Annotated in this window: 5 protein-coding genes; 2 read left to right on the plus strand and 3 right to left on the minus strand. The window is 69.2% G+C overall.

The genetic code is table 11. The annotated features are described in order from the left end of the window. Positions 1-54 precede the first annotated feature (54 nt). The 3 genes from QF036_RS13220 to QF036_RS13230 are packed head-to-tail and all read right to left on the minus strand — an operon-like array spanning position 55 to position 8,633. A complete protein-coding gene (locus tag QF036_RS13220) occupies positions 55-4,374 on the minus strand; it encodes an FtsK/SpoIIIE domain-containing protein (protein ID WP_307102505.1) in 4,320 nt (1,439 codons plus the stop codon). Between the two features lie 60 nt (positions 4,375-4,434). Next, positions 4,435-5,778, minus strand: a complete 1,344-nt coding sequence (locus QF036_RS13225) for a hypothetical protein (protein WP_307102507.1) — start codon at positions 5,776-5,778, stop codon at positions 4,435-4,437. Continuing rightward, entirely contained in the window at positions 5,775-8,633 is a 2,859-nt protein-coding gene (locus tag QF036_RS13230) for a hypothetical protein (RefSeq protein WP_307102509.1), read from the minus strand. Before QF036_RS13230 ends, QF036_RS13225 begins: the two co-directional genes overlap by 4 nt. A 104-nt stretch (positions 8,634-8,737) precedes the next feature. On the opposite strand from QF036_RS13230, the gene QF036_RS13235 reads away from it, so the two are divergent. Both QF036_RS13235 and QF036_RS13240 read left to right on the plus strand, forming a co-directional pair. Beyond that, positions 8,738-9,148, plus strand: a complete 411-nt coding sequence (locus QF036_RS13235) for a hypothetical protein (RefSeq protein ID WP_307102511.1) — start codon at positions 8,738-8,740, stop codon at positions 9,146-9,148. A 120-nt stretch (positions 9,149-9,268) separates the two neighbouring features. After that, a complete protein-coding gene (locus QF036_RS13240) occupies positions 9,269-14,914 on the plus strand; it encodes a DUF6531 domain-containing protein (protein ID WP_307102513.1) in 5,646 nt (1,881 codons plus the stop codon). Positions 14,915-15,236: the final 322 nt, after the last annotated feature.

Genomic DNA, 15,236 nt, shown 5'->3' on the forward strand with positions numbered 1-15,236 from the left:
CTCAAGGCCGTCCTGCGTCGGCCTTTACTGCTTTGGGGGCGTCCGCCGTCGGGCTCAGTCCCCGGCGCTCATCGACTGGATGAGCGCCAGTTGTCCGCCCACGCCGATATATCCCCGTCCGGCGGTCAGCGCCACTGGCGACTTGCGCGGGAGTGCGGTGCCCAGTAGCTCGCCGTCGTAATTTATGTCCGGTTGCAGCAGCACGCCCAGACGGGATTTACGGACGGTCTTGGTCCAGTGGGTGTACAGCCCGCGGAGGTCGGCGGCCCGCCCAGCCGCGATGACGCACAGCCCCGGCTGCCCGGATGCCACCACCCCCGCGATGGATTGATCGCCGTCCTCGAAGCGCTCGGCGTCGTCGATCAGCAGGAACACCGGGCCACGCTCAAGCCGCAGGGAGGCCAGCAGGGCCGGGACCTCGTCTGTGCCGACGGCCACGCGATCCAGATCGGCGAGGGCCAGGGGCGAGCGGCGATCGCAGATGCCCCACACCTGTGCCGGTCCCCGGGAGGTGGCCGTGCCGCGCAGGGCTGCGGCCAGGGCCAGCAGCAGCGTGGACTTGCCCGAACGGGCGGGCCCGGCGATAAGCGCGTGCTCACCCTCGTAGATCTCCAGGAACGCAGCGGAGAGGTCAGCCTCCTGCACACCCACCGGGATGAGCCACGGCTCGGCCTCCAGCCTGGGTTCCACGCCCAGTTCCGGCAGCGTGACGTTGGAGGGCAGGCGTCTGATCGCAGGGGTCTTCGCGGATGCGTGCACCCAGTGCCGCCGCACGCGATCCACCGCGGCCTCGACACCGATCCCGGGCGTGGCCACATGCATCTGCAGCGACGTGCGGGGATCGACGCAGCGGCCTGGAAGCCCAGCAGGAATGTCCTTGCCGCGGACGCCGAGCGAGGAGTAGTCGTAAGTGTCCGCCAGCCGGAAGAGCCACTTCTGCAACGTCACCTCGTTCATGGCCGAGGGCACCGCCTTGGCACGTGTGGTGGACACCGCGAACGACAGCCCCAGCGCGGGGCCGTCCGCGTATGCCCGGTACAGCAAAGCCAGCAGCTGCTGCCCTTCGAAATCCTGGAACTCGTCACGGAGCGAAGCCAGGCCGTCCAGCAGCACCACGGTGCGGCGGCGCCCGCCCGGCTTGGCGCGGCGGCTTTCCAATTCGGTGTTCAGGTGCCGCAGGAAGCGCGCCTGCTGCTCCTTGGCGCCGGCGCCGGTGCCCACATAAGCCACGGTGTGCGGCAGGCCTTCGAGCGGCTCGAGCTCACGGGAGCCCATGTCGAGGATCATCAGGTCCAGCTCCGCCGGATCGGTGTCCTTCGCCAGGGTCAGGGCGATTGAGGCCAATGTGGTGCTCGTGCCGGAGCCGGCCACGCCCATGAGCATCAGGTTCCCCACCGACATGTCCCAACCCGCCGCGGACTGCCGCTGCAGGTCCGGCTCGTCCACGATGGTCACCATGACAGATGAGCCCTGGACGGCGCCCACCGTCGGCAGGAGCAGCGGGTCCGGACCGGCGGGCGAATCGGACGGTGCGGCGTGGCGGCCGCCGTCGGGTGCAGGGAGAAAACCCTCCAGCTCCACACGCTCGCCCAAAGCTTCCGGCCAGACCTGCCGCGGCGGGGCGTACCCTGCCTCGGCGTTGGCTTCCAGGACAGCGTCGATGAGGAGGTCCAGGTCGTTCTCGTCCGAGGCCGCAGACTGTGGCGGCGCGGCCAGGGGCACGGGGACGCCAAACTGGCGAAGCTCGCGCACGTCCACGGCGGGCCCTCCTCCGAGCTGTGCCCGTCCGGTCACGAGGGCCGTCTGTACGGGAGTGATGTCGTCCTGGCCCAGTTTCACAAAGGCGCGGCCCATCTGGGCCCGGCCGATCGCCGAGGCGGCCGGCACACCGATGACGTTGCTCGAGTCGTCGCGGCTCTGCACGCGCAGGGCCACCCGGAGGTTCGTGTTCGCGAGGATGTCGTCGCTGACGACACCGGCGGGGCGCTGCGTCGCCAGGATCATGTGCACACCCAGGGTGCGGCCCACTGCCCCCACGCTGACGAGCGCCTTGAGCACGTCAGGGAAGTCCTTGGCCAGCATGGCGAACTCGTCGATCACCAGCAGGAGCCGAGGCATGGGCTCGGCCGGGTTCGTGGCAAGATAGGCGTTCAGGTTGTCGATGCCCTCGCCGGCCGCCGCAAAGACCTTTTGGCGGCGCTCCATCTCCGCTTCCAGGGCGCGGATGGCCCGGTCGGCGAGCTGTTCGTCCAGGTTGGAGATCGTGCCGATGGTGTGCGGAAGGCGTTCGCAGGCCTTGAAGGCGGCCCCGCCCTTAAAGTCGACGAGGATGAAGTTCAGGCGGGTGGGATCGTTTCGCGCCGCCAGGCCGGCCACGAGCGAGCGGAGGAATTCGGACTTGCCGGAGCCGGTCGTGCCGCCGACCAGGCCGTGGGGGCCGTCCTTGACCAGGTCCAGGGTCAGGGGCCCGTTCTCCCCGGTGCCTATCGGCGTCGAGATTCCCGTGGGAGCCTGCCACAGGCGGCGGATCGTGGCCGGGTCCGGGCGCTCATAGCCAAGCAGCCCGGGCAGCCGCACGAGTGAGGGCAGCGAGGCTCCGGGGACGCTCAGCTCAGGGTCGTCGAAATGCGCCACGCGCATGGCGCAGCGCAGGGCCTCCTCCTGATCGAGGCCAGCCAGGATGACGTCCTCCACACGGGTCAGGTCCTCCGGCTGGTCGACAGTGGCCGCGGCGTCTGCCCCGACCCTGATAATCGTGGTGCAGGAGGCCGGCAGCTGCTCCTCAGAGGTAGCGATGACGATGCCCGCCACGCGGGACGGGCGCTGCTGAGGGGTCACATGGACCCCAGGGACGGAGCGGCCCATGCCGAGCAGCGCGCGCGCCGGGGCGTCCCTGCCCTCCGTGAGCACTTCGGAGTCCAGGACCACGAGCAGCGCCGGGGTGGGCAGGTCCTGGACGGAGTCCTTGAGCGTACGCAGCATGGCCACACTCGTCTCGCGGTGCGCGGACATCCACCTCTCGCCTGTGCTGCTGCCGGCCTGGCGCGTGTGCGGCAGCCACGAGGCCCATTCCCACTCATCGGCCCGCCCGGCGTCGCAGAAGACGCCGACGGTCAGGTCTGCCGGGCCCACGTGAACCGCGGCCTGGGCCAGGAGGGATCGTGCCAGTGCCAGGGTCCCTTCCCGCGGCCCCACCATGCCTACGACGCCGGCGTCGGTCAGATCCACGAGCACGGGCGCTGCCTGCAGGCGCGCGGCCTCCAGGGAGTCCTTCACCTTCCCGTCCAGCCGCGAACTGGCCGTGCGGTCCACCTCGGGCTTCCATGGGACGTCGCCTGTGCCGGCGTGCAGGGCCAGAAAGTCGTCGGAGTCTGCGCGGCGCTGCCACAGGGACGTGGCGGGGAAGGCCGGGCGCCGCACCACGGTCGCGGGATCGGGGATCATCCGATGCCGCCGAGCGGTCTCCGCCGCGGCCGCCGCGCGGATCTGCTGCTCGAACTCCTCGAGCGCCCCGGCAAAGCGTTCGTCCTCCTCTTTGAGGCCCCGGGCATGGCGGCGCTTCTGTTCGAACCACATGCCGACGGCCATCACCGGGCTGAGCATGGCGAACATGGCGAAGCGCAAATCCCGCAGGATCACGACCATCGCCGCCGCCATCACGAGGGGCGCCAGCACCGTGATGAAGCTGAATTTGCCGGCCGGCGGCACTTCCTTCCTGCCCGGCGGGACCAGGGGGTCGCCCGCCGGGGCCCTCCCGGGGCGGGGCGGGCGGTTGAACGGTGCGGTCGCCGCCGGTGTGAGGTTGTGCAGGCTGCCGGGGGCCGGGGCGGGCGCCTCGTCCAGGGACCGGCGCAGGAGGAGCACCGTGCCGCCCGCCGTGACCGTGGCGGTTTCGGTAACCAGGACGCCGTCTTCCCCGATCGGCTCGCCATTGACCAGCGTGCCGTTCGTGGACCCGGCATCCAGCACCCGCAGCCCGTCCTCCTCCCGGCGCAGCCGGCAGTGGTCCCATGACGCGCTCTCGGTGGGAAGGGACAGATCGGCATGGGGGGACCGGCCGATCAGCATCTCGCGCCCGTGCGGAACGTCAACCACGCCGCCGGTGCGCAGGCCGCCGGCGAGAGTCACCGTCCAGCCGCGAACGCGTTGCGGCGCCGGCCAGGGTGCCCGGGAAATGCGGCTGCCCTCGAGGAGTACCAGTTCCGTGACAGGGGTGGACCCTCGCACCTCGGCTTCGTTCACGAACACCGCTTCATCGAGCGCAAGGCGTGGCCCGCCGGCGGCCTCCACCAGGTCCGTCAGCGTCGTTGCCGGCGCAGCATGGGCCACCTCGCACTCAAAGCGACGCTCGTCCAGGTCGATCAGCACACGCACCGCGCGCTCCTTCGTGAGGGAAATGGCCCGCCCCCTAAGGGGCGGGCCGGGGCAGGATGGTCAGGAGTTCGCGGGCGCCGGTACCCAAACGAGCCGCGGAGCGTTTTCGTCTGCCGGGCGCAGGCCGAGATCCTGGGTGGAAGCGAAGAGCGGGATGGCCTCTGCGGTCAGCGCCTCGGGGCGGGAGAAGTCCAGCGACGGACCGGCCACGCCCTCGCCAGGGCCAAACGACATGGTGCGCAACGCCGCGCCGACTTTCGAGGGATCGCTGCTCCCCGCCAAGGCGGCAGCCCTGACGAGGGCGACGACGGCGTCATGGCTGGGTGCGTCCGCCGCCCACGCATCAGCCGAGAACGGGGCATCGCCCGTCAGGTTTTTGACCTCCGCGTCGCCCGCTGCAAGGCGTACGGCGGAGAGGAATGCGGACATCCCGCGGCCCTGGGCGTCCTGCCGGAGTGCCGTGGCGTCTCCGCCTGCCGCCGCAACGCTGACCAGCTGGCCGGAGGCGGTACCGTCGAGCCCTGCCAGTGCGGAGGCGAAGGCCGGGGCTGTAGCCCCGTCCGAAGAGACCAGGGGAACGGATACGTCGCGCGACTGCAGGGCCTGGACCAGCCGGGCGAGCCGCTGCGGGGTGGCGGCCGAGACGACCACGGCGTCCGCGGGCTCTGCGACCTTTGTGGGCTCGGTGCCTTCGGGCGCGTCCTCGGCGGGCGGGCGCAGCTGGTCCCCGGTGCGGATGGCGGCCTCCTGGGCCAGGCCAATCACGTCCTCGAAATCCCCAAGGTTGAGCGCCTGCGGGATCTGGACCGACGCGGGGACCTGTCCGCCGTCGTTAACGAGGAGCACACGGTCCTTCCCGCTCAGCGCGGTTCGGAGGGCAGCTTCGACGGACGCAGCCGGCGGCCGTGTGGTCCAGGTGGACTGGGCGGGGTCCGACGGGTCGGCGTAGGGGAGGATTGCCGGGAGGCTGAGCTCCTCGGCGGCCTTCGCGGCTGCCCGGGCCTGCGGGCCCGTGCTCGCCACGACGACGCCGGACACTCCCTGCTCGGACAGCGCGCGGACCGCGGCGCGCGCGCCTTCCTCCGTGCCGCGGTCGTTCTGGGCCCGGAGGGCGACGGCGGCGCCCCCCTGGGCGAAGCGCTGTGCGGCGACAATAGTGCCCTGCGCCGCGCGGCTGTACTCGGAGCCGGGCTCGCCGGACTGGCCCAGCGTCAGTACGACGCCGATGGAGAAGTCCTTCGGCAGGCCCTCGGCCTTCAGCGCAACGGGAACCGTCGCCGCGACCGGGTCGGGCCGCGGTGCCTCCTTGGGGCGGCCCAGCGTCACGGTCAGGGCGATGCCGGCCGCGAGGACGACTGCAACACCCGCGACGATCAGTGTAATGAGCCTGGTGCGGGTGCTCATGCGCCGCCGCCGATCTTCAGTGTGTACAGGGTCTGCGACGTGGCGCCGGCCGGCACCTCGAGGTGGAACGGTGGCAGTTCGTCGACCGCGGTGAGTGAGGCCTTGAACTGTGCCTGCCGCAGCAGCAGCCCCGCTACGTCCCGGGAGCGGATGTTGGCGTAGCCCTCAGCGTTTTGCGAGGCCAGCGCCAGCTGATAGTCAGCGGTGTCGGCTTTTGCGGCGCTGGTGGCCATGGACCCGAGCAGGCCGGAGCCGTTGACCGTGCGGTCGCCGAGGTCGAGCATCACCTTGTTGAGGCTTGAGGACAGGAGGGCGCTGGCGCCCTCGACGTCACGGGTAGAGCCGGACGTGCTGGAGGCGATGTTCGCCAGCGAGGACTGCGTGCTCTTGGCCAGCGATGCAGAAAGCGTATCGCGCTGCTCGAGCAGCTCGTCCCTCTGCTTGTTCACCGTCCCCTCGGCGTCCTTCACCACCTCGTCCGAGGTGGATTTCAACCCGGAAATGGAGCGGTTGAAGGCCGTGATCACGGCGTCGGAGCCTGCGTCGCCGATCTCGGCGACCTGGCGCACCTGCTCGTCCACGGTCTTGTAGACCTCTTCCGCTGTCTCGGCCGAAACTTCGCTGAGGGACTGCTTGATCTTGTCGCCCAGTCCGTCCTGCTGCACCTTCAGCTTCGCCAGCGACGAGCTGACCCGGCCGGAGGAGTCGAGCGCCTCGCCGAGGGTTTTGGCCAGGGCCTCCAGTCCGCCCTTGGTGCTGTTGACGTCGCCTGTTGCGGCGCCGTCAAGGGCCTTCACAGCTTTGCTGATCGCGTCGAGCTTGGCGTCGACGTCGTCGGTCGTCGTCCCCAGGGTGGTGAACGCCTGACCGATCGCCTCATCCGGGGCGGTGGTGTCGGTGGCCGCCAGGACCGAGTCCCAGGCGGCCGCCTGGGACTCCAGCCGGACGTCCAGCGGGTCCTTGAACCCCAGCGGCGGGTTCAGCGCCTGCGCCGAGTTTCCGGTTTCGTCGGTGGGGTCGCACGGAGCGGACGTCAAGTAGGAGCGCAGCCGCTCCGCTTGCCCGGCGGAGAGCCGGCCTTCACGAGGGTCGACACCGTCGGCCATCCTGCACAGTTCGTCGGCGAGGCGCTGGGTTTGCTGCGTCATCGAGCCGTTCAGCAGCGAGCCGTCACCCACCTCGCCCCGGGCCCCTTGCGCCGTCTTCCTGATGTCGATCAGTTTCTGCCGCAGGCCGTCGATTCCGCTGCGGACCGCAGCGGCCGCGTCCCGTGTTGCGGCGACGGAGGTCCGGGCGGACTTGATCGCTTCGTCCACGTTTGCAAGGGCAGTCTTGTAGTTCTCGGTGGTCTCGGCGCCGGCGAGGACCTCAGCCAAATCGGCGCGCACCTTCTCCAGCATGCCGGCGGAGGCCTCATGGTCCTTGATCGCGCTTTCGATCATCTCCGGCTGCAGGCCCGCCACGAGCTCGTCGCCCTTCTTGACCAGGCCGAGAAGCGCGCCGGTCACCGTCACAGCGGAGCCGTAAAGGGAGCACGTCATCGAACCCTGCTCGGCGCACTCCTGCGCAGTGGGTTCCTCGGGTCCCATGGTGGCCTTGATGGCGCCTGCCACGGCATCCCGGCAGCCAGCGCTGACCTTCGCGTAGGCGTCCAGCTGTGCGGCCATCGTCTGGACGCTGGAGAAGACGGTGGCTGCTTTCGCGGACTTTGGCACCTCCGTTGCGCAGCCTTCGCCGCCGATGGGGATGGCCGGGGGAGTGGCCGACGTATCGCCCAGCATGGCGTCCACGGCGGAGACGGTGAGCTCCAGCTGGGACATGGTGGTGGACTGCGTCGCCTTTGTGGCGGCCTCCAGGTCGGCGCCCAGGGCCTTCAGCTGTTCCTTCAGGTCCGACATGGTCGATGCCAGGGTCTGGGAGTTGTCCCGCAGTTCGCCGGCGGTTTTGACTCCCAGGGTCTGGGAGGTTTCCTGCAGGTTCCGCCGGACATCGGTGATGGTGGAGCCGGCCTTGGTCAGTACCGTGTTGACGTCCGACACCAGCGAGATGGTGCGGCGTTGGAGCTCCATTTCCGATCCTGTGCCGGAGGAGAATGCGCTCGCCAGGACGCCATTCGCGCTGAGGTCGGTGTTGAGGCCCGGCTGGACCGCCACGTCGAATTCGGGAACCTGGAAGTCCTTGACGTCGGCCACCAGGCGCAGCGTGGTGCTGGCACCGGAGCGCGGGGGAGCCAGCACGGTGGCCCACTGGATCACCGTGGCACCGTCCCCGGCGCTGCTGAGGACGCCGTTGGTTCCCGTGCCGCCGTCAGCGGAACCCGGGGTGACGTCGTCGGCCCGTACGCCGTCGAGTTTTGTGGAGGCCGCAATGGTCAACGGGGCACCCACCAGGGCGGTGTCTGAGCGGGCCTGCCCTGCCGCGTCGTATTCAATGACCCGGGGCTTGACCGTGAGATTTTCCAATGTGAGGTTAATCTCCACCGGCCCGGTGTGGCCTTGCAGCTCGGTGAGGTCGGAGCCGGACTTCTCGCCGGCGCGGTATTGCAGGCTTACGCGTACCGGCAGTTCGCCCACCACCTGGGCGGTCTCGTACTTTGTGTCCTGTGCGGACGAGTCGCCGGCCGCGGACACCGAGATGGTGGTGCCATCTATTGACTGGACTCCGGCGGCCGCGGACAGGCCCACGCGCACGCTCTGCAGGAGCTTGACGGGGTTGGAGACCGGCTCCGGCTCGGGAGGCGGGGTGCACGACGCCGTCGCGACCATCCCCAGGCTGACAAGGACGGCGCCCAGCGCCCGCCCCGGTGCGACCTGCCGCCCTGGGGTGTTCTGGTAGGTTTTACTCCATTTGGGCATGATCGTCCCTCTTCTGTCCACTGTGCCTTCAGCATGATACGTGCTTTGCGCTCACGATTGGACTAATTAAGATGGTGCGGGGTCACATGCATGGCCCGGGGGTCATGCCCGCCATACTGGTTTGTCTTTTTGTTGGATTTATTCGCCGGGTGTTGGTAGCCTCGGCTTCGTCCGGTCGTCGGCGGTTCTGTGTTCGGCGGTATTTTGGTGTCAGTTTCTGGGGAGGAATTTTTATGTCGCGTGTGTTGTCTACTGAGCAAGCGAAGGCTGCGATTGGGCAGGTGCAGTCGATCATTAATGGTGGTTTCACGGACCAGATCTCGGCGCTGGATGCGCAGGGGCGGGTTTTGTCGGATCCGAATGTTTGGGATGGTCCTTTGGCTGCGCAGTTCCGTGGTTCGACGTGGCCGGAGACGAAGGCTGCGTTGGATAAGGCCAAGGAGGAGTTGGAGCAGTTGCGGGGTCAGCTGCAGAAGATCTCGCAGGACATTTTCTCCGCCGGCGGCGGCGCCTGAGCCTGTTTTTTCTTGTGTGAGGGCCGGGTAAGCGCGCCGCTTGGGTGAGTGCGCGGTTACCCGGCCGTTGCCGGGTGTGGTCTTGTTGTTTGAGTTTTGTTCTTTTGGGGGGCTTTGGTTGTGACCGAGTTCGTTGAGGTGCCGTTGTTGCCGGATTCGGATGCTTCTGAGGGCGGGCGGTTCGACTACGCCGTGGCGGGGGCGGTGAGGTCGGCGTTTGAGTCGGCGGCGTCACGGCTGGAGGAGCATGCGGGTTCGCGGGTGTCGTATGTCTCCTCGGCGAAGGAGGACTTTCGGGGGCACTTCTCGGAGCTTTTCGCGGCTAATGCCGCCACGGCGAGGAATGATGCTGACGCGCTGGTGGCGGCGTTGCGGACGGTGGCCGGGTACGTCGGGAAGATGATCGAGGCCGGGCATGAAGAGGACGCCCGGCGGGAGCGGAACAACGAGTGGGTCCGGGAGCATAACGACCGGAACTGGTTCGAACAGGCCGGCGAGTGGCTCTTCGGTGAGGAGGAGCGGCCGAACGCCCGGCCGGGGAGTGCTCCTGCGTTCGCCCCGGCCAGTGCCGCGACCGGGTCCCGGGAGACGCCCCAGCCCGGCGGCGGGTACGGGGGCGGGACGTCCTCGGCGCGTCCGGCGAGCCTGCGGTCTTTCGCGGCGAACTCCCGCGGCCTGGACGAGGGATTGTCCTCGGCCCCGGGAACCCTGGAGGGGCAGCTGTCGGCGTTTGAGTCCGGCTGCTATTGGGGACGGATCGAGGCGTCGGGAGTAGTCGCCGCTTACCGGGAGTTCCTGCGGGCCAACGAGAACGATGCACGGTGGGCGGTGACTGTCGCTGACGCGTTCGCCGCGGCCGGGGGCGAGGGAAACGTTTCCACCCTCTCGGACGCGGCGGTCAACGAGGCACTGGCCGCGGCCGGAGTCAGCGCCAGCAGGTCCGGGCTGGTGATCGACCCGCCATTGGCGGCGGGAGCACTGCCTACCAGCGGTTACGCCAATGACCCGGTGAACACGGCCACGGGCAACTTCATCGAGCCGGAAACGGATCTGGGGTTCGCCGGGGCCGCCTCGAACCTGGTGCTGTCGCGGATGTATAACTCGCTGGCGTCGGGTTTGGAGGCGCCCGGGGTGTTCGGTCCGGGGTGGGCCTCGGTCCTGGACCAGTACCTGGCGGTCTCGGATGAGGGCTGCCGGTGGGTGATGGCGGACGGCCGGGCGGTGGACTTCCCCCGCGAGGGGGACGGCTGGGGCCGCGCGGCAGGTGAAAACTACTGGCTGGCCCGGGAGCCCGTGACTGCGGCAGGCCTGGCGGAGCTGGGCTCCCTGCCGGCGGGCGCGGCCGAGGTCCTGGTGGTCCGGGATAACCAGGGCGCCTGGTGGGCGTACACCCTTGCCGGGGTGTGGCTCGGCGCCGGGTCGGGGCCGGGCCGGACGGTGTCCGTGGTCCGGGGCAAGGCGGCCGACGCCGGCAGCGCGGGTCCGGTGGCGCGGCTGGAGCATGTGCGGGGCCGCTTCCTCGAGGTCGAGTACGCGGACGGCCGCAGGGACGGCCGGGTGGCGCTGGTCCGGGCCTCGGACGGGCGCCGGGTGGAGTACGGGTATGACGACGCCGGCAGGCTCACCCGGGTGGCGACCGAACTGGGCGCGCGCAGGTACCGGTGGAACGGGCAGGGCCTGATTGATGCTGTGGTGTCGGCCGCGGGTGTTCTTGAGGCGGAGAACAGCTACGACGACCACGGCAGGGTGGTCCTGCAGGTGACCCAGCACGGGCGCCGGACCAGGTTCGCGTACCTGCCGGGCCGGGTGACGGTGGTTTCGGATGAGGACGGCACCCGCTCCAACTCGTGGATTGCCGATGCGAAGGGCCGCCTGGTCGGCGTGCTGGACGGTCATGACCTGCGCCAGTCGATGGCCTATGACGCGCACGGGAACCTGGTGTCCTTCACCGAGCGTGACGGGGCGGTCACGGTGCACGCCTACGACGGGCGGGGCCGGAAGGTCCGGACCGTGACCCCGGAGGGTGCGGACCTGAGCTACGGCTGGGACGGGCAGGACCGCATCACCACCCTGGTGACGGAGTCCGGCTCGGTCGTCTCCTATGAGTACGCCGACGACGTCTCCCGGGATCCTTCGGTGATCCGGGATCCGCTGGGCGGGCTCACCGGGCTGGAATGGCGGGACGGGCTGCTGGCCCGGGTCACGGACCCGGCCGGGGTGGCCGTCGACTTCGACTATGACGGGTTCGGGGACCTGGTCGCGACCCGGAACGCGGCAGGCGATACCGCGAGAATTGTCCGGGATGATGCGGGCCGTCCGGTCGCGGCGATCAGCCCGTCCGGGGCTACGACCCGCTTCGGCTATGACGCGGCCGGGCTGCTGGTGCGGCGCGAGGACCCGGACGGCGCCGTCTGGGCCTTCGAGCACGATTCCGCGGGGCGGACCACCGCGTTCACCGCCGCGGATGGCGGACGGACCGAACTGGAGTATGCCGCCAACGGCGAACTCGTCCGGACCGTCGACCCGCTGGGCCGCAGTATTGAGCGGGTTTTCGACGAGCTCGGCAATGTCACCGCCGCGGTGCTGCCGGACGGTGCCCGGTGGGGCTTCGCCCACGACACGCTCTCCCGGCTGGTCGGCATCACGGACCCTGCCGGGCATGACTGGGTGCGGGAGTACGACAAGGTCGGTGCCCTGACCGCCGTCGTCGATCCGACCGGGGTCCGCACGGAGGCCGCGTCGGACCGCAGGGCCGGCACGGCGACCCTGACGGACGCGTTCGCGTCCGCCACGTACAGCTTTGACGGGTACGGGCGCCCCACCCGGGTGCAGGCGGTGGACGGGTCCGCGGAGCTGGTCTCCTATGACGCGGCGGGCAACCCGGTGGAACTCGTCGACGGCGAGGGCGGCCTGACGGTCCTGGGCCGGGACGTGGCCGGGAAGATCACCTCCATTACCTCTCCCACGGGCGCGGTCACCCGGTATGAGTACGACGGGTGCGGGCGGCCCTGGCGGACCACGGACCCGGCCGGGGCGGTCACCGAACTGGCCTACGACGCCGATCAGCGTGTCATGGCCCGGACGCTGCCCACGGGCGAGGTCGAGACGTTCGAGTACGACGTGTGCGGGCGGCTCGTGCTGCACCGTGCCCCCGGGCAGGGCGTGTCCCGGTACGGCTACGACAAGGCAGGCCGGCTGACCTTCTGCCAGGACACCTGGTACGGCACCCGCCGGTTCAAATACAACCCGGCCGGGGAACTGACCGAGACCGTCAACGGCGTGGGCGGGCGGACCCGGTTCGAGTACGACGCCCGCGGGCGCCTGATCCGCATCACCGACCCCGTGGGTGGGGTGACCACGCGCACCTACACCGCCACGGACCAGGTGGAGTCGGTGACCGACCCGCTCGGACGGGTCACCACCGCCGCCTACGACCCCGCCGGGCGCCAGCTGTCCCAGACCGGCCCGGACGGGCACACCACCACCTGGACCTACGACCCGGCCGGCCGCGAAAACTCCACGTCGTTTGACGGGAAGCTGCTCGCCAGGATCGAGCGTGACCTGATCGGCCGCCGCGTGGTCATCACCGACCACACCGCCGGTGACGGGTTGGCGGTCGAGCACGAGCTCGGGTTTGACCGGCGCGGGCTGCTGACCTCCCGCACCCGCGCGAACAAGGGCCTGTCCTGGGCTTACGACGCCGACGGGCACCGCACCGCCTTCACCGACGCCAACGGAACCACCACCACCTATCGGCGCGACACCGCGGGCCGGGTCACCTCCGTCAGCAACCCCCGGCTGGGGGAGGCCGTGTTCACCCACGATGCCTCGGGGCGGATCACCGCCGCGACCGCCGGGGACCTGGTCCAGGAATGGGCCTACCGCAACGGCGCCCTCGCCGAACACACCCGCACGGACACTGCGAACCCGGGTGCCGCTGATGTCACCCTGATTGGCCGGGACGGGGACGGCCGGATCACGGGCCTGACCCGTGCCGGAGCCGTGACCCGCTACGGGTACGACGGCGCCGGGCAAATGGTCACCGCCACCACCCGGACCGGGGACCGGGACAGTTCGGCACCGGCTTCCGTTTCCGAGTGGGTGTACGACGCCGGCGGTCGGCTCTTGCGCGAAAGCACCCCGGCCGGTTCCCGGGAGTACGAGTACGACGCCGGCGGGCAGCTTCTCGCCGTCACCGAGGCTGACGGGTCCCGGACCGAGTACGTCCACGACGGGCTGGGCCGCCGCACCCGGCTCATCCGCCCCGACGGGTCCTGGACCGAGTACGCCTGGGGCCCGACCGGCCACCTGGGCGGCACCACCGACCGCACCCCCGACGGCGCTGCAGTCTCCCGGCACGAACTGTGGGTGGACGCCCTGGGCGAACTCGCCGCGGTTGATGGCGCGGAGCTGTGGTGGGACACCGCCAACCCCATCCCCACCCTGGCCGGCATCAGCGGCGGACAGGTCCTCACCCTGCCCGGCGGCGTCACCGGCATTGGCGACGCATGGACCGCGCCGGGCTGGCGCGCCGCCCGGCCCACCGACCACACCGACCCCTGGGCCCTCACCGGCACTCCCGCCCTTCCTGCTCCCGGCGGAACTGCAGGTGCCGGCGGCACAGGAACTGCCGGTGCCGTATCCGGGCTGGGCGGTGCGCTGCCCGCCGGGATCAGCATCACCGGCAACGGCGGCGTCGACATCGCGGGCCTGGAATGGCTCGGCAAACGCGCGTACGACCCCGCCGCCCGCGGCTTCCTCTCCACCGACCCCCTCGCCCCCATCCTCGGCGCAGGCTGGGACGGCAACCCCTACGCCTACGCCGGAAACAACCCCCTCAACACCACAGACCCCACCGGACTACGCCCACTCACCGATCACGAACTCAAAGCCTACGACGGCTCCACCCGCGGGGCCTTCGCCGCCGCCGGAAACTGGGTCGGAGACAACTGGGAGTACCTTGCCGGGGGTGCCATGGTGGTCGCCGGCGGCGTCCTCATCGCCACCGGTGTCGGAGGACCGGCCGGGATGATGCTCATCGGTGCCGGCGCTGACACGATCATTCAGAAAGCAACCACCGGTGAGGTGAACTGGGGACAAGTCGCGCTCAGTGGGGCACTGGGCGGCTTTGGTGGTGCGAGTATTGCGGCCCGTGCCGGGTTCACCGGAATGAAGGCGACCCTCGTGGCCGGGGCTAGTTCAGGCGGCATCAGCGGGGGCGTTCAGGGCACATACGGCTACTACACGGGACCTGGCCCCCACACTGTTTCAGGTGCCTTGGGAGCAACTGCCCAAGGAACGGTGTTCGGTGCGGCTACGGGTGGTTTCGGTGGCGCGGCTGGTCAGAAGATCAGCCAGAAAATGATGGCGACAGTCACCGTCCGTTCTGACGCGGGGACTGTGGCGATCGGTAGGTGGATGGACGGGCGTGTCATTCCCTATGCAGATACGCACGGGTACTCGTACTACACGGGCACGCCCAGTTGGATCCACGATCCAATGGACAAAATGAGGCTACGCGCAGATCCAGAGTCCCTGGCGGGGCGAGTGCTTACTCGCGCAGAGACATCCGTTGATGAGAATTTTAACAGAGCATGGATAAACACTCAGATCAATTCCGGGAAGAGAATCGTTGACATCGGCGTGGACCTGGATTCACCCTTCTACCAACTCGAACGCAACGCCGTAGACGGATATCCTAGATATTCGCAAGACTTCCAACCTAATAGTGATTTGCGTGTCCTCGAGCCTCTTGATCGACCTTGATGAGCAAATCTACAAAAGGACAATAGATGACAAAGACTCTACCGGTTCACGTAAGAGCGACGAGGGTCACGAGGAAGCGCCGTTCCCTGCTATTTGGCAGAACATACTTCACTTATGACGTCCGATTCCGCGATGGAGAAGTTCAAAACAACGTAAATCCAAATGAAGTGTTGGAGGGCGCACGTTATCCAGCTGATTATCATTCAGTCATGCGTGGCGCGGAGGCGGTGGCCGGGGACGGCGTCCCGGGCGAATGGGTGGACTATCCGTATGGCAGGCCGCTTGGTGACTGAATTCCAAGACAGGGGTCGGTAGTCTCGCA

The organism is Arthrobacter globiformis (assembly GCF_030817195.1).
GTDB classification, from domain to species: Bacteria; Actinomycetota; Actinomycetes; order Actinomycetales; family Micrococcaceae; genus Arthrobacter; species Arthrobacter globiformis_D.

Excerpts from the sequence above, each read along its gene's own strand:
- QF036_RS13230 (WP_307102509.1), bottom strand. The coding sequence starts at position 8,633 with ATGCCCAAATGGAGTAAAACCTACCAGAACACCCCAGGGCGGCAGGTC.
- QF036_RS13235 (WP_307102511.1), top strand. The coding sequence starts at position 8,738 with ATGCCCGCCATACTGGTTTGTCTTTTTGTTGGATTTATTCGCCGGGTG.
- QF036_RS13225 (WP_307102507.1), bottom strand. The coding sequence starts at position 5,778 with ATGAGCACCCGCACCAGGCTCATTACACTGATCGTCGCGGGTGTTGCA.